This window comes from Micromonospora sp. NPDC002389 (assembly GCF_040296095.1).
Taxonomy (GTDB): Bacteria; Actinomycetota; Actinomycetes; order Mycobacteriales; family Micromonosporaceae; genus Micromonospora.
The window spans coordinates 234,626-251,855 of record NZ_JBEOWP010000007.1 but is presented as its reverse complement, the minus strand read 5'-3'; the positions used below and the strand labels follow the sequence as shown (position 1 = coordinate 251,855).

Here is a 17,230-nt window from a genome sequence, read left to right as displayed (position 1 = left end):
TTCACTGATCATGAGGTCGGCACCCACCGGGAGGACACGATGAGCCCGCTCACCAGCCGGGCCACCGGCGATCGCACCTGGCTGGTCGCCGTGGCCGCCAGTCTCTGGGGCTTCTCCAGCCTGCTCCGCGAACCGCTGGCCCGCGAGCTTCCCGCGCTGAGCGTGGTGCTGGCCGAACACGTCGTGCTGGTGCTGCTGGTGTCACCCTGGCTGATCCCGGCCGTACGCGCGCTGGCCCGGTCCTCGGTGCGGACGAAGCTGGCCGTGCTGGTGATCGGCGCCGGCTCCTCGGCACTGGCCACCACGCTCTTCACCGCCGCCTTCCGCCTGGGCGACCCGATCACCCCGCAGGTGTTGCAGAAGCTCCAGCCGGTGCTCGCCCTGGTCCTGGCCGCCATGCTGTTGGGGGAGCGGGTCGGCCCCCGGTTCCCGCTGTTCGCGGTGCCCGCGCTGGTCGGCGCCTGGCTGCTGGCGTTCCCCGATCCACTGTCGGCGCAGCCGCGCGGCCTGGCCGCGGCCGGACTCGCGCTCGGCGCGGCGGCGCTCTGGGCGGCCGGGACCGTCCTCGGCCGCATGGTCAGCGCCGAACTCTCCTTCCTGCACGTCACCACGCTGCGGTTCAGCGTCGGCCTGGTCACGCTGGCCACCTTCGCGGCGGCCACCGGCACCTCGGTCAGCGTGCCGATCGAGTTGGTGCCCCGGCTGGTGCTGCTCGCCGCCATCCCCGGCCTGCTCGCCCTGACGCTGTACTACCACGCCCTGCGCCGGACGCCCGCGTCCAACGCGACCCTCGCCGAACTGGCCTTCCCGCTGACCGCCGCCCTGGTCGGGCTCACTCTGCTCGACGGTCGACTCGGCACCAGCCAGTGGGTCGGCCTGGCGCTGGTGCTGGCCTCGGTGGTCCTGCTCGCGCTGCACGAGAACCGCAGCTCCCGACCGGCGGTGCGGCACCCGCAGCAGCGGGTGCCTCAGGTGGCCGGCACCTCCGGCAGCGCCGCCGGGAGGTCCGGCTCGACGCGGTGACGCAGCAGGTGCAGTGGCCCGGCGGTGATCCCCGCCCCGGCCAGCGCCGCCGCGTACGCCGTCGCCGTCGACTCGTCCACCAGGCCGTGCACCAGCGGCAGGGTGGGCGTACCGGCACGCAACAGCGACTCCAACTGGCACGAGGCGATCGTGCCGGGCAACCCGAGCGCCGCCGCGTGACCGGCGACCGCCGCCGACGGCAGGTCCACCGGGACGGTACGGCTGGTCGGTCCGACGTGCAGCAGTCCGCCGCCGACCACCAGCACGTCGCGGTCGCGCCGCATCCGGGCCAGCGCCCGGGCGGGATCCAGCGCGTGCGGGAAGGAGTCGTCCACCACGATCGTGCCGGGGCGCAGCCGGTCGACGTCGAGTGGTTCGGTGGCCGCGCTGGTGGCACCGATGATCAGGTCGGCGGCGTATGCGGGGTCGGGCACCGCCGGGGTGGTGGGGCAGATCTCGACGGCGGCGGTGAGCCCGTCGGCGCGCAGGCGCTCCACCTGGTCGGCCAGCCGGGGCGCGGTCGCCGGCAGGTCGCAGAGCAGCAGCCGCGCCGGTGGACGGGGTGCGCGGGCCAGCAGCAGCCGCAGTGAGGAGAACCCGATCGAGCCGAGACCGACCACGGCGACGGTCCGCCCGGCCAGGGTTCGCCCGGCTGCCGTCAGGGCCGCCTCGACGGTGAGGACCACCGAGACGACCGTGGCCGCGTGACCCGTGGTGACCGCCGTGGCGGTACGCGTGTGCCGCAGCACCCCGACGCCGTACCCGGTGTGGGCGGGGATCAGGCCGGCGAGGGAGACACAGGTCGCGCCGAGGCCGGCGGCGAGGTCGACCGCGGCGGCGGCCTCGGTGGCGAGCCGGTCCCCGGCGGCGGTCAACTCGTCGGCGAAGCGGGGCAGGCAGACGAAGCCGGAGGTGCCCAGCGGAGTGGACAACTCCTCCAAGAGCCGGGGCCGACCACCGGGGAAGAGCAGCTCACGGAGCTGTTCCCGGGGCAGGCTCCCGGCCGGCAGACCGGCGATCACGGCGAGCTGCGCGGGGGACGGCAGGTACCCGACGATGGCGGCGTTCAGCGCGGCCGACGTCCCGGCGCGCGGCGTCGCTCGGTCGACCGTCGCCACGCCCGTGTGCGGTTGAGTCGGCGCGGCCGCGACCTCGTGCGGCTCGGTCGGCGCGGCTGCGCCCGTCTGCGGCTGAGTCGGCGCGGCCGCGACCATGTGCGGCTCGGTCGGCTCTGCGGTCGGCTCGGTCGCCGCCGTGCTCAGGTCGGTGCGGAGCCGGTCGGCGAGGTGGTCCAGGTCGGCGGCGCTCACCGCTGTGGGGGAGCCGCGCAGGGTGACCCGCAGGCCGTCGGCCACCGGCCGGGCGGTCAGGAACAGGTCGGTGCCCAGCGGCGGCGGGGCGAGTTCGGTGTCCTCGTCCCAGGAGAGGTCGAGCCGGTCCGGTCCGGCCGTCCCCGTCGGCGGGGCGGCGGGTCGGAGCGCGTCGAAGTCCAGGAAACTGAAGAAGAACTGGGCGCCGGTCGGTGCGCCGTCGGGCCGACCGGCGGGTACCGCCGCCGCGATCGACGGCGGGTCGGCGTACTGCCGGGCGGCGGTGACCTCGGCCGCGACCCGGGCCAGGTGGACCGGGAAGGCGTCGGTGCCGGTCAGGCGCAGCGGCAGCATCGCCGCACACGGACCGAAGATCCGGTGCAGGTCCGGCAGCGGGTGGTCGCGTCCGGTCACGGCCAGCCCGAGGACCAGGTCGTCCTGGCCGGTGAGCCGGGCCAGCACCCGGTGGTACGCGGTCAGCACCGGCGCGTACAGGGTGGTCGACGCCTCGGAGGCGAGTCGGCGCAGTCCGGCCACCACCGTGGCGTCCAGCGTGAACGCGCGGACCGGGGGCGTCGGGTCGGTGGTGCCTTCGCCTGGCCGGTCGGTTTCCGCACGCAGCACCGGCGGCCGGTACGCCGACCCGAACCGTCGCGACCACCAGGCGTACGCCTCCGGGTCCGGTGCGGCGGCGGTCCGCTCCGACAGCAGCCGGACGTAGTCCCGGAAACCGGCCCGCAGCGGCGGCAGCGGATCGGCCTCCCCGTCGGCGTGGTAGGCGGCCAGCAGTTCGTGGCCCAGCAGCGCGGCACTGTAGCCGTCACCGATCAGGTGGTGCGCGTGCACCAGCAGGACGTGGTCGTCCGTCGCGACCCGCAGCAGGCGCAGCCGAAGCAGGGGCCAGGCCCACGGCTCGAACCGTCGACGGCGTTCCTCGGCCACCCGGGCGGCCAGGTCGGCCGGGCCGGTCGTGTTCTCGTACGCCACCGGCAGCCGCATCGCGACGGGCAGTTCCTGCTGCACCGGTGGCCGGGCACCGGCCGGGAAGACGGTCCGCAGCATCGGGTGCCGGGCGACCAGCACGTCCACCGCACGCTGGAAGGCGTCCCGGCGCAGCGGACCGCACAACCGCAGCCGGGCCAGCCAGGCGGTGCCGGCGCCGGGCCTGACGGCGTCGGCGAGCAGGAAGCCACGCTGCGCGGCGGTCACCGGGAACGGCGCCGTGGAGTCCGGCTGCGGTACGGCATCGAGCAACTGTCCACTGTCGATGGTCGGATCCGTCGTGACGTCGGCGTCCACGCTGGCCCGAGCGTCGGTGTGCCCATCCGCACCGGCGTCGAGGGCGGTGGCCAGGGCGGCCGGGGTCCGGTGCTCGTAGATGAGCGTCGGGCTCGCCGTGACCGCGCTGCGTTCCTGGAGTTGGGCGAAGACCTCCAGGGCCAGGATGGAGTCGCCGCCGAGGGCGAAGAAGTCGTCGTCCGGGCCGACCACCGGCAGGTCCAGCAGACTGGCCCAGATGCGGGCCAGCTCCGCTTCGGTACCGGCCGACGCGCCGATGCCGCCCGCCGATGCGCGGCGGCCCGTCAGAACGGCGGCGTCGGCGTGGCCCGGGCCCGTCGCGTCGGCGTCCGTCGAGGACGCTGGAGCGGGTGCCTGGCTGTCGGCGGCCGGGGCGGCCAGTGCCGCCAGCGATTCGCGGTCGACCTTGCCGGTGGCGGTCAACGGCAGCACGTCCAGCAGGTGTAGACGCGCGGGCACCATGTGCGCCGGCAGGTGAGCGGCCAGGTGGGCACGCAGCGCGGCCGTGGTCGGGGTGGTCTGCGGTGCGGGCAGCACGAAGGCGTGCAGCCGGGGATGCGGATCGGCCCGGTGCAGCACGGTCGCGGAGGCGACCTCCGGATGGGTGCGCAGCACCGCCTCGATCTCGCCGGGCTCCACCCGGTGACCATGGATCTTGATCTGGTCGTCGAGGCGGCCCAGGAACTCCAGGGCACCGTCCGGCGCGAGCCGACCCCGGTCGCCGCTGCGATAGAACCGCTCGCCGTCGTGGACCACGAACGCCGCCTCAGTCAGCTCCGGCTCGCCGAGGTAACCGGTGGTGAGGCCGGCGCCACCGAGGTACAGCTCGCCGGCCACGCCGGGCGGACAGACCCGACCCTCCGGGTCGACCACGCGGACCACCGCCCCGCCGACCGGGCGACCGATCGGCAGCCGGCGTACCGCGTCGTCGGGCCGCGCGTCGATCAGGTGCCAGGTGGCGTTGATGGTGGCCTCGGTCGGGCCGTACAGGTTGGTGATCCGGGCGTCGCCGAACAGGTCGAACCACCGCCGGACCGCCACCGGCGACAGCTCCTCGCCGCCCACGTGCACCCACCGCAACGCGGCCAGGTCGGGTGCCTCGCTGTGGCGGCGTACGTGCTCCTCGGCAGCGCGCAGGATCCGCTCCCACAGGGTGGGGACCGAACTCCACACCGTGATCCGGTCTGCGGCGATCCGGGACAGCAACGCCTGCGGATCACGGAGCTGGGCGCGGGTGAAGGTGACCACGGTGGCCCCGACCAGCAGCGGGGCCAGGATCTGCCGGACGGAGGCGTCGAAGCAGCTCGACGCCGTCTGGGCGAGCCGGTCCCCGGGCCGGTAGCCGAAGGTGGCCACGGCCCAGTCGAGGTACGTGCGCATCGACCGGTGGCTGACCGGTACGCCCTTGGGCCGCCCGGTCGATCCCGACGTGAAGATCACGTACGCGGTCTGGTCCGGCGTCGCCTCGGGCACCGACGGGGCGTCGTGCTCCGCGACGGCATCGGCGGTGCTCGGGTCGAAGGAGACCGGTCGTGCGGCAGCGTCGAGGCGGGCCGCGACGGCGGCCGAGTCGTCGTCGTGCAGCAGCACTCCGGCTCCGGCCCGGACCAGGTGGTCGGCGAGGCGGGCCGGCGGGTGGGCCGCGTCCAGCGGCACCCAGGCGGCACCGGCCCGCAGGATGCCGACCACTCCGACCACGGTCTGCGGACCGGGAGCGGTGAGCAGGCCGACCCGGTCACCGGGGCGTACCCCGTGCCGGGCGAGCAGCGCGGCCACCCGGTCGGCGTCGCGGTCCAGCGTCCGGTAGGTCACGGTCCGCTCGCCGGTCGTCACCGCCACCGCGTCCGGGGTACGCCGGCACACTGCCCGGATCCGAGCGGTCACGTCGTCGCCGTCGACCGCCTGCCGCTCGGCCTGGTCACCGTCGACCGGCTGCCGTTCGGCCTGGTCGCCGTCGACCGGCTGCCGTTCGGCCTGGTCGGCGTGGGCGGACCGCTGCCCGGACGGACCGGCGTCGGAGCGGTGCGCCACGGCCCGGTCGGCCTCGGCGGACCGCTGCCCGACGGGGGCGGCGTCCACGGCGGTCGCCGCTCGCTCCACGGTGGACCGTGGCGGCCGACCGGTGGCGATCGCGACGAGGTCGTCCCGGTGTTCGGCGGCGAGCCGGGCCACGGTCGCCGGGGTGAACAGGCGGCGCGGGAAGTTCCAGGACAGGCCGAGGCCGTCGCCGGACTCCCAGCAGAGCAGGCTCAACCGGGTGGCGGCGGAGCCGGAACCGGCCGCCGTGGGCCTCACTGCGACCGGACAGTCCGGGTCGAGGGTGACCGGGAACCGGGCGAAACTGAACCCGGCCGGGCTGACGGTACGCGGCCCCGCGCCCGGCCGGTCGAGCAGTCGGGCCAGGTCGAGGCTGGTCACCGAGCCGTGTCGCTGCGCCGTCGACCAGGCCACCCGGAGCCGGTCGGCGAGCTGTCCGACCGGCTCGTCGGAGTCCACGTCGAGGACCAGGGGCAGGGCGTCGGCGAACGGCCCGACGATCCGGTCGATGTCGGCCAGCCGGGCGTCCCGACCGGCCCGCGCCACCGTCACCGGCACGCGTCGCCGGCCGCCCCAGCGGGCCAGGCAGCGCAGGTACCCGGCCAGCAGCAGGTGGAACAGCGACACGCCGGCCTCGGCGGCCCGGTCCCGTAACGCCGCCACCAGCTCCGGCTCCAGTTCACTCTGCGTGGTCAGCAGGGGCGGGCCGGGGCGCGCGTCCGGGTCGCCGTCGAACGGCAGCCGCAGCGTCGTGCCGTCGGCCAGCAGGTCCCGCCAGTACGCCAGGTCCTCCGGCGCGGGCCCGGCCACCTGGCGCGCGTACGTGTCGAACCCGGGAGTCGGCGGTCGGGCCACCGGCGTACGGCCGTGGGCCAGGGCGGTGTAGTCGGCCCACAGTTCCTCGCTGAGCAGGTTCAGGCTGAACCCGTCCCCGGCGGCGTGGTGCAGCACCAGCATCAGGTGGGCCCGGTCGGGTGCCTCCCGGACCAGGACCGCTCGCAGTGGCGGCTGCCGGGTCAGGTCGACCGGGGTGTTGCACAGCCGCTCCCGTACCTCGGCGAGCGGCTCGGTGAGCGACCGCACCGCGTACCAGTCCGGGGTCGGAGCCGGGTGGGCCGGCACGGGCGGGACCACCTGGCGAGGCGTACCCGGACCGGGCGTGAACCGCACCCGCAGCATCGGGTGGCGCAACTCCAGGCGGGCCAGCGCCTGCCCGAGCAGCCCGGCGTCCAGGGGACCGGTGACGGTCTGCTGGACGAAGGCGAAGCTGGCCACGGTGGGGTGGAGCCGTTCGTTGACGTGGAAGGCCCGCTGCACGGCGGTCAGCGGGAACGGCTCGCCCTCGACCGGCGTGCGCGCCACGTCCAGCGGGGCGCGCGCCACGGACGGGATCGGCTCGGCGGCGCGTACCCCGGTGAGGTGGGCGGCCAGGTCGGCGACGGTGGTGTACTCGAAGAACAGCGTGACCGGCAGCTCCCGGCCGATCTCCTCCTCCAGCCGCTTGACCAGGTCCACCGCGGCCAGCGAGTCCAGGCCGAGAGCGAGGAACGAGGTGTCGTCGGCGATCTCGTCGGGCTGCCGGTGCAGCGGTTCGGCGAGCAGCCGCCGCAGCAGCCGGGCCACCTCGTCCCGACCCGGCCCACCGTGCACACCGTCCGGTCCGCGCGGCAGGTCGACAGCGCCGGTGTCGACAGTGCCGGTGTCGACAGTGGCGGGCTCGACAGCGACGGTAGCGACGGCGGCCCCGGCCGGGACGGTGACCGTCGGGACGCTGACCGTCGGGACGCTGACCGTCGGGACGCTGACCGTCGGGGCGGTCGCCGGATTCTCCGGCCGGGCCGCGACGACGACGTGTGCGGCGTCGACACGACGGGCGAGCGCCAGGGCACGCAGCGCGTCGTCGACCGGCATCGCCCCGGCGGCGGCGCCGACACCACCGCTGCGGGCGGCCATGCCGGCGTCGCTGATCGCGGCGAAGCCGACCGCCTGGACGGGACGGCCGGCGGCCCGGTGCGCGGTGGCGAACGCGTCGAGGAACCGGTTCGCGGCGGCGTAGTCGCCGATCGCGCCGGCCAGACCGGGTAGCACCGCGCTGACCGACGAGAACCCGACCAGCACGGTCCGATCGTGACCGTGTCGCCGCAGCGCCTCGGCGAGCAGGTGGGTGCCGCGTACCTTCGGGCCCAGCACGGCGAGCACGTCCTGGACGGACTTGGCGCGCAGGGTGCCGACCCGGACGATGCCGCCGGCGTGGAACACGGTGTCCACCCGGGGCGCGGCGGCGAGCAGGGCGTCCACGTCGGCGGCCACGGTCACGTCACACCGGTGGTAGGTCGCCGTCGCGCCCAGCGCGGTCAGTTCGGCCAGCAGGGCGGCCGGTGCGTGGTCCGACCGACCCGCCAGCAGTAACGTCGGCTGCTCCCGGCGGGCCAGCGATCGGGCCAACTCCGCGCCCACCCCACCAGCCCCACCGATGATCAGGTGTACGGCGCCCGCCGCGACGGGCCCGGCCGGTCCGTCGGCCCGGTCTGCGGTCGACACCGGGTCGAGCACTCCCTCTCCGCCCGCCGACACCGGGTCGAGGAACCGGCCCAGTCGGCGTCCGCCGCGCCAGGCCACCCCGGTCGGCGTGCGTGGGTCGGGCGTGCGTTGGTCGGTCGGCGTGCCGGTGGCTGGCGGGTCCGTGGCGAGGGCGAACATCTCGTGGCGGACGGCGGCGACCCGTGCTGCCGTACCGTCCGAGGAGGACAGGTCCACGGTGTGCACGAGCAGGCCGGGACGCTCGTCGGCGAGCGCGGTGGCCAGTCCGGCCAGCACCGCCTGCACCGGGCGGCCCCGTTCCGCCGCCGCGCCGGTGACGTGCACGTCCTCGGTGACCACCAGCAGCCGGCCCGGCCGGTCGACCCCCTCGTCGATCAGGGCGCGGACGGTGCGTACCTGCTCGGTGACGGCGGCGTCGAGCGCGGCCACGTCCGGCGTGTCCACCGCCGCCCCGGCCAGCAGCACGGCGATGTCGCCGTCCGCACCGGCCGCCGGGTCGGTGTGGACCTCGATCCCGTCGGCGGTGAGCGCGGCGGCCAGGTCGTCGACGAACGGACCCCCCACCCCCGGGCCGCGCAGCCACACCCGCCGGGCCGGTACGCCGACCGCCGCCGGAACCTCCCGCCAGGCCACGACGTGCAGCGGCACGGCGTGCGCCGCCCCCGGTGGCGGAAAGGCGCGACGCTCGAACGGGTAGGTCGGCACCGGCACCCGCTGCCGCCCGCCGTACACGGCGGGCCGGTCGAGCGGACCACCCCGGGCCCAGAGCCGCCCGGCCGTGGCCAGCAACGACGCAGCACCGCTGGGCACCGCACCGGTCGGCCCGCACTGCACCGCGATCATTCGGACCAGAGCCCGGGTGGGTTCTTCGTCGCCCTGGCCGCCGCTGTGGTGCGTCGCCTCCGCTGCGCCGATCCCGGCCGCCGTCAGGTCGGCGACGCCCAGCTCGACCACGGTGTCGTACCCGTCGTCGAGCAACCGCCGCCACGCCGTGCGCAGCTCCGCTCTGCTCGCCGTGTCGGTGGCCCACCGGACCGGGTCCGGCGGATCCCACCGCCCGGCCGCCGGGCTGAACACCGGCACGCCCCGCAGCGCCGCGAGGGCGTACCCGTCGTCGTCCCGGTCGGCGTGACCGTCCTGGACATGGGCCGGGTCGGCGAGCGCGACGGCACGCCGGACCGCGTCGGCGACGCCCAGCGTGCCCCCGGCCGCGGATGCCGCCAGCTCACCGACCCCGTGTCCGAGCAGCGCGTCGGGCCGCACCCCCCAGGCGGCGAGCTGTCCGGCCAGGGCCAGGGCCACCACCACGCGCACCGGGGCGGTGACCCGCCGGTCCGACCGGTCCGGCTCGTCGTCCAGGCACCAGGACAGCAACGGCCGCCCCGCCACCGGACCGGCGGCGGCGCAGGCCCCGGTCAGCAGGGCCCGGAAGACCGGGAGCCGGTCGTGCAGGTCGCGGACCGCCGGCAGGGCCGGCGGGGAACCGTCGCCCGGGAAGACGAAGACGATCCGTGGCCGGCGGCGGACCGGCTCGTCCCGGTACGCGGTCGCGGCAGCCGCCAACCGGTCGGCCAGCCCGGTGTCGTCGGCGACGAGCGCCAACCGGTACGGCGCGTCGTCGCGGGCCGTCCCCGCGCTGGCGACCACGTCGGCCACGTCCAGGTCGCCCCGGTCGCGCAGGTGTCCGGCGAGGTCGTGGGCACTACGCCGCAGCGCGGACGCCGACCGCGCGGTGAGCGTCACCAGGTGCGCGCCGGTGCCGGCCGGCGGCGGTACGGGCTCGCGGGGCGGTGCCTCGCGCAGCACGGCGTGTGCGTTGGTGCCGCCGAAGCCGAACGCGTTCACGCCGGCGACCAGCGGTCCGGGTGCGGTCCACGGGCGTGCCTCGGTGACCACCGTGAAGCCGGCGGCGTCCAGGTCGTACCGGGTGGACGGTCGGACGTGGTGCAGCGACGGCGGCAACTGCCGGTGCCGCAGGGCCAGCACCACCTTCAGCAGCGCCGGCATGCCGGCGGAGTTGAGCAGGTGTCCCAGGTTGGTCTTGACCGACCCCAACCAGCGGGGCGTGCCGTCGGGGCGGCGCGGGAACGCGGCGGCCAGCGACCGCGCCTCCACCGGGTCACCGAGGCCGGTGCCGGTGCCGTGCGCCTCGACGTACGAGACGGCGGCCGGGTCGAGCCCGGCGTCCGCGTACGCGCGTGCGATGACCTCCCACTGCCGCTGCGGATTCGGGGCGAGCAGGCTCAGCGACCGCCCGTCGTTACCGACGGCGGTGCCGGCGACCAGGGCCAGCACCCGGTCCCCGGCGGCGTACGCGTCGTCGGGGCGGCACAGGACGAGCGCCGCGCCGCCCTCGCCGGGCACGAAGCCGTCGGCGTCGGCGTCGAAGGCGCGACACCGCCCGGTCGGCGACAGCGCCTCGGCGGCGTCCAGCAGCCGGTAGGCGGTCTCGGTGAGATTGAGGTTCACCCCGCCGACCACCGCGATGTCGCACTCGCCGGTGGCCAGGCTGCGCGCGGCCAGGTGCAGCGCGACCAGCGCCGAGGAACAGGCCGTGTCCACCACGATCGCCGGACCGGCCAGGTCCAGCGCCTGCGACAGCCGGGCCGCCACGAGGTTGCGCAGGTTGCCGACCAGCGCCGCCGGTGCGGTGACCGGACCGGCGGCGGCCAGCAGCTCCGGGAAGGCGCTCTCGCCGACGGCGGCGAAGACCCCGACGCGACGGCCCTGCCGACGCGGCCCGGCGTACCCGGCGCGTTCGAGCGCCTCGTACCCGATCTCCAGGAACAGTCGGGCGTGCGGGTCGGTGAGCCGGGCCTCCTCGTCGGAGAGCCCGAAGAAGTCCGCGTCGAGCTGCATCGGATCGTCCAGGAAGGACCCCCAGCGGGGCCGACCGTCCTGCGGCGTCCACCGGTGCTCCGGGACCGGCCGCACCGCGTCGACGCCGTCGACGAGGCCGCGCCAGAACTCGTCGGGGGCGTCGGCACCCGGGAAGCGGCAGGCCATCCCGATGACCGCGAGCGGCGTCGCGCCGGAACGGGTGTCCGGCCGCTCCGGGGCGCGGCTCTCCGGCGGTGCCGGTCGGGTCGTGGGCGGCCCGGCCAGGATGCGGTCGGTCAACGTGGCGACGGTGGGGCAGTCCCGCAGGTCCGCCGGATCGAACGTGGTGCCGAGGGCGTCCTCCAGCCCGGCCAGCACCTCCATCGCCTTGAGCGACGAACCGCCGATGGCAAGGAAACGGTCGTCCGCCGCGATGGTGTCGGCGGGCCGGTCCAGCACCCGCGCCCAGACCGCCCGGACGACCTGCTCGACCCGTCGCCGGGACACCGGCCCCGAGCCGTCCGACGGTGGCCCGGCCACCGGGTGCGTCTCCTCCGAGGTGGCCGGTTGCGTGAAGCCGGACGAGTGCGGGTGTGGGCGCTCGGTCGCCGCCGGGTGCCAGCGGCGTTCCCGGTCGGCGAAGTCGCCGGCCAGGTAGCGTTCGCGCATCCGTCGCCGCCGCAGCTTTCCGCTGGTGGTCCGGGCGAATGCGCCGGGCGGCAGCGGCAGCACCCGTACGTCGTCGTGCCCGGCCGCCTCGGCGACCCGGGCCCGCGTGGTGTCGAGCACCACGGTCGCCCCGGCCGGCGGTCGCGCCCAGGCCACGAACACCACGATCCGCTCGCCGCCGGTGTCCGGGTCGGTGCAGCCGACCACCGCCGTCACCGTGGCAGGCAGCCCGACGGTCGCGGCGGCCACCGCCTCCAGGTCGGGGGCGTGGAACGTCCGACCGTTGACGAAGATGACGTCCTTCGCGCGGCCGGTCACGCAGAGCCGACCGGCGCGCTGGAAACCCAGGTCACCGGTGTGCAGCCAGCCGTCCAGGAAGGTCTCCCGGCTGGCCTGCGGATCCCGGTGGTAGCCGCGCGCCACGTTCGGGCCGCGTACCTCGATCAGGCCCACCCGGTCCTCGGGCAGTGGCCGGTGCCGCGCGTCGACGACGCGGACCTCGCAGCCGGGCACCGGGTGCCCCAGGTCCATCAGCTCCACGGCGTGCGGGCCCGGCCCGGTGGTCACCGCGCGGCCCCGGCTCAGCGCGGCCCGGTCCAGCACCAGCGGCTCGGCGACCTCTCCGGGCGGCGGGAAGGTCACCGCGAGGGTCGCCTCCGCCAGGCCGTACACCGGTCGCAGGGCGGACGGGGCGAGCCCGGCCGGGCGGACGTGCGCCAGGAAGGCCCGCCACACGGTGGGGGAGATGGGCTCCGCGCCCACCACCACGCACCGGACCCGGCTCAGGTCCAGCGTGGCGAGGAGGTCCGCCGGGACCCGGCGGACGGCCAGGGCCAGCGCGAAGTTCGCCGCCGAGAGCAGGGTCGCGCGGTGCCGGTGGGCGGCGGTGAACCACAGCGCCGGGCGCTTGGCGAACGCCATCGGGGGTACGCGGACCTGTGTGCACCCGATCGCGAGCGGGGTCAGGTGGGTGCCGATCAACCCCATGTCGTGGAAGTACGGCATCCAGGTGACCAGGACGTCGTCCGGCCCGGCGCCACTGGCCAGCCGGGACTGCTCCACATTGGCCAGCACGTTGGCGTGGGTCAACTCCACCCCGCGCGGCGTGCCGGTGCTGCCGGAGGAGAACTGGAGGAACGCCACGTCGGTGGGGTCGGCCGCGAACAACTCCTCCGGTGGGGTGCCGGTCCGCAGGTCGGCCAGCCGCAGCACCGGGCCGTCGAGCCCGTCGGCGATCGCGTCGGTGGCGTCGTCCACCACGGTCACCGCGTCGGTGAGCAGCTCGCGGACGGCCCGTACCCGGGTCGGCTCGGGTGGCAGCGGCACCGGGACCAGCCCGGCGGCGAGCGCCCCCCAGAACAGCGGCTGGAAGTCGTCCCCGGCGTCGGCGACCAGGATCACCGGAGTGCCCGGTGCCACTCCGGCGGCCCGGTAGCCGCCCGCCACCCGCAGCGCCTCGTCCCGCAACTGTCGGACGGTGACGGTGCGTTCGGTGCCGTCCTCGCGCACGTGCACGATCACCTGGTCGGGGGCCCGATCCGCGGCGTGGACGAGGATGTCGAGCAGTGCCCGTCGGTCGCCGGGTCCGGCCGCTGTCTGCACGCGACGATGCTAGTGGGCATGATCGAGTACCCGGCCGGCGGTCGGCGGGACGCCCGGCATCTGGCACGCGACACGCCCGGCACAGCATCTGGTGTTGCCATCTCCGCACCGCACCCATATATGGTGTGCCCCGTAGCTGGTTCGGCCGCCGCTCCACGGCGGTCGAGGCAAGAGGGAACCCGGTGGGAATCCGGGACTGCCCCGCAGCGGTGAGTGGGAACGACCGCCGTCATCACGCACTGGACCCGCCAGGTCTGGGAAGCGACGGCCAGTAGGCGCGAGCACCAGGCCCACGAGTCCGAAGACCTGCCAGCGCGCCGCACGCGACGTGTGCGGCGGTCGACGGCCGCGTGGGACGGCCGACGCCACGAGCTGGTCAGTCACGGCAGCAGTGCCGTCGGTGACCGGCGGCGTCCTCCCGCGCGGACCCGACGATCTCGGGGACAGGCGTGAGGAGGGGGAACATGACGGTGACCCAGGAGCAGGCGGGGCCGGAGCAACGCCGGCACGTCATGCAGGTCCGTAAGCGGAACGGCGACACCGAGCCGGTGGACGTCAACAAGATCGTCAAGGCGGTGGAGCGGTGGGTCGCCGACCTGGACGAGATCGACCCGCTGCGGGTGGCCACCAAGACCATCAGCGGGCTCTACGACGGCGCGACCACGGCCGAGATGGACAAGCTGTCCATCCAGACCGCGGCCGAACTGATCGGTGAGGAGCCGCAGTACTCGAAGCTGGCGGCCCGACTGCTGGCCGCGTACGTGGACAAGGAGGTCCGCGGGCAGCAGGTGGCCAGCTTCAGCCAGTCCATCCGGTACGCCCACGGTCTGGGCCTGATCGGCGACGACACCGCCGCGTTCGTGGCCCGCAACGCGCGCAAACTGGACGACGCCGTCGACCCGGCGGGGGACCTGCGCTTCGAGTACTTCGGGCTGCGTACGGTCGCCGACCGGTACCTGCTGCGGCACCCGCAGACCCGGCTCGTGGTGGAGACGCCGCAGTACTGGCTGTTGCGGGTCGCCTGCGGCCTGTCGCAGACGCCCGGCGAGGCGATCGGCTTCTACCGACTGATGTCCAGCCTGGCCTACCTGCCCAGCTCGCCGACGCTGTTCAACTCCGGCACCCGGCACACCCAGATGTCCTCGTGCTTCCTGGTCGACTCGCCGCGCGACGAACTCGACTCCATCTACGAGCGCTACCACCAGGTCGCGAAGCTGTCCAAGTTCTCCGGCGGCATCGGCATCTCCTGGTCCCGGGTACGCGGTCGGGGCGCCCTGATCCGGGGCACCAACGGCAGGTCGAACGGCATCGTGCCGTTCCTCAAGACGCTGGACGCCGGAGTGGCCGCGGTCAACCAGGGCGGCCGTCGCAAGGGCGCGGCCTGCGTCTATCTCGAACCGTGGCACCCGGACGTGGAGGAGTTCCTCGAACTGCGGGACAACACCGGCGAGGAGTCCCGGCGGACGCACAACCTGAACCTCGCCAACTGGATCCCGGACGAGTTCATGCGGCGGGTCGAGGCGGACGGCGACTGGTCGCTGGTCGACCCGTCGGACGCCCCCGAGCTGCCCGACCTGTTCGGTGAGGCGTTCGACGAGGCGTACCGGGCGGCGGAGAAGAAGGCGGTCAAGACCGTCAAGGCCCGCGACCTGTACGGCCGGATGATGCGGACGCTCGCGCAGACCGGCAACGGGTGGATGACGTTCAAGGACGCCTCGAACCGGCTGTCCAACCAGACCGGCGCCCCGGGCAACACCATCCACCTGTCGAACCTCTGCACCGAGATCCTGGAGGTCAACGACGACGCCGAGACGGCGGTCTGCAACCTCGGCTCGGTCAACCTGGGCGCGCACGTCACCGCCGACGGTGTCGACTGGGAGCGGCTGCGCGCCACGGTGCGGACCGCCGTGGTGTTCCTGGACCGGGTGATCGACATCAACTACTACCCGGCCGAGCAGGCGGCGGCGTCGAACCCGCGCTGGCGCCCCGTCGGGCTCGGGCTGATGGGGTTGCAGGACGCGTTCTTCACGCTGCGCCTGCCGTTCGACTCCGCGGCCGCCCGGGAGCTGTCGACCCGGGTGCAGGAGGAGATCTTCCTGACCGCGTTGGAGACCTCGGCCGGGCTCGCCGAGCGGTTCGGCCCGCATCCCGCGTACGCCGAGACCCGCGCCGCCCGGGGTGAGCTGCACCCGGACCTGTGGGGCGCCGAGGTCGGCCAGACCGAACGGTGGACCGCGCTGCGCGAGACGATCGGCCGGCACGGCCTGCGGAACTCGTTGCTGGTGGCGATCGCGCCGACCGCCACCATCGCCTCGATCGCCGGCTGCTACGAGTGCATCGAGCCGCAGGTGTCCAACCTGTTCAAGCGTGAGACGATGTCCGGCGAGTTCCTCCAGATCAACACCTACCTGGTCCGCGAGCTGAAGGCGCGGGGACTGTGGACGGCCGCGATCCGGGAGCAGATCAAGCGCGCCGAGGGTTCCGTACAGGGCGTCGTCGAGCTGCCCGCAGACGTACGCGAGTTGTTCCGGACCGCGTGGGAGCTGCCGCAGCGGGCGCTGATCGACCTGGCGGCCGCCCGGGCCCCGTTCATCGACCAGTCGCAGTCGCTGAACCTGTTCCTGAGCGCGCCGACCATCGGCAAACTCTCCTCGATGTACCTGTACGCCTGGAAGTCCGGGCTGAAGACCACCTACTACCTGCGGTCGCGTCCGGCGACCCGGATCCAGCAGGCCACCGTCGCCGTCACCCCGAGCGTCACGCCCGTCGTGGCGGTCAGCGACGACGAGGCGTTGGCCTGCTCCCTGGAGAACCCCGAGAGCTGCGAGGCATGCCAGTGACCACCGTCTCCGAGACCACCAGCACCAGCACCGGCGTGGGGGAGCGGCACCTGCTGCTCGACCCCGGCATGGACCTGACCCTGCGGCCGATGCGCTACCCGCAGTTCTTCGACCGCTTCAAGGACGCCATCAAGAACACCTGGACGGTGGAGGAGGTCGACCTGCACTCCGACCTCGCCGACCTGGCCAAGCTCTCGCCGGCCGAGCAGCACCTGGTGTCGCGGCTCGTGGCGTTCTTCGCCACCGGCGACACCATCGTCGCCAACAACCTCGTGCTCAACCTCTATCAGCACGTCAACTCGCCGGAGGGGCGGTTGTACCTCTCCCGGCAGTTGTTCGAGGAGGCGGTGCACGTCCAGTTCTATCTGAACCTGCTGGACACCTACGTCCCGGACGAGAAGGAGCGGTTCGCGGCGTTCGCGGCGGTGGAGAACATCCCGTCCATCGCCCGCAAGGCCGAGTTCTGCTTTAAGTGGATCGACTCCATCTTCGCGCTGCGTGAGCTGCGGACCCGGGAGGACCGGCGGGCCTTCCTTCTGAACCTGATCTGCTTCGCCGCCTGCATCGAGGGCCTGTTCTTCTACGGCGCCTTCGCCTACGTCTACTTCCTGCGCTCCCGGGGGCTGCTGCACGGCCTCGCCTCGGGCACCAACTGGGTGTTTCGCGACGAGTCCATGCACATGGCGTTCGCCTTCGAGGTGGTCGACACCGTTCGCGCCGAGGAGCCGGACCTCTTCGACGCCGAGATGGAGCAGCAGGTCAAGGACATGCTGGCCGAGGCGGTCGAGTGCGAGGTGCAGTTCGCCGCCGACCTGCTGGAGCAGGGCGTCTCCGGCATGTCGCTGGCCGACATGCGGGAGTACCTCCAGCACGTGGCCGACCGGCGTCTGGCCGTGCTCGGCATCGCCCCCATGTACGGCAGCGGCAACCCGTTCGCGTTCATGGAGTTGCAGGACGTCCAGGAGCTGTCCAACTTCTTCGAGCGTCGGGTCTCCGCCTACCAGGTCGGGGTGACCGGCTCGGTCAGCTTCGACGACGACTTCTGACCGGCTGAGCTGTGCCGCTGTCCCGGGTGGCGTGACGCCGCCC

Annotated in this window: 4 protein-coding genes and 1 riboswitch; of the genes, 3 read left to right on the top strand and 1 reads right to left on the bottom strand. The window is 74.4% G+C overall.

Going from position 1 to position 17,230, the window contains the following annotated elements:
• Positions 1–39 precede the first annotated feature (39 nt).
• A complete protein-coding gene (locus tag ABT008_RS16030) occupies positions 40–1,023 on the top strand; it encodes a DMT family transporter (RefSeq protein WP_350696987.1) in 984 nt (327 codons plus the stop codon).
• Here the strand turns inward: ABT008_RS16030 and ABT008_RS16025 are convergent.
• Positions 969–13,301, bottom strand: coding sequence for a non-ribosomal peptide synthetase/type I polyketide synthase (locus tag ABT008_RS16025; protein WP_350696986.1), 12,333 nt, complete (start codon positions 13,299–13,301; stop codon positions 969–971). The genes ABT008_RS16030 and ABT008_RS16025 overlap by 55 nt on opposite strands.
• Positions 13,302–13,421: 120 nt before the next feature.
• Positions 13,422–13,629: riboswitch (cobalamin riboswitch) on the top strand.
• 136 nt (positions 13,630–13,765) lie between these two features.
• Between ABT008_RS16025 and ABT008_RS16020 the strand changes: the two genes are divergently transcribed.
• The gene (locus tag ABT008_RS16020; protein WP_350696985.1) at positions 13,766–16,141 is read left to right on the top strand and encodes a ribonucleoside-diphosphate reductase subunit alpha; all 2,376 of its coding nucleotides are present in this window, start codon (positions 13,766–13,768) and stop codon (positions 16,139–16,141) included.
• Entirely contained in the window at positions 16,132–17,187 is a 1,056-nt protein-coding gene (locus ABT008_RS16015; protein WP_350696984.1) for a ribonucleotide-diphosphate reductase subunit beta, read from the top strand. The genes ABT008_RS16020 and ABT008_RS16015 overlap by 10 nt, the downstream gene beginning before the upstream one ends.
• Positions 17,188–17,230 lie beyond the last annotated feature (43 nt).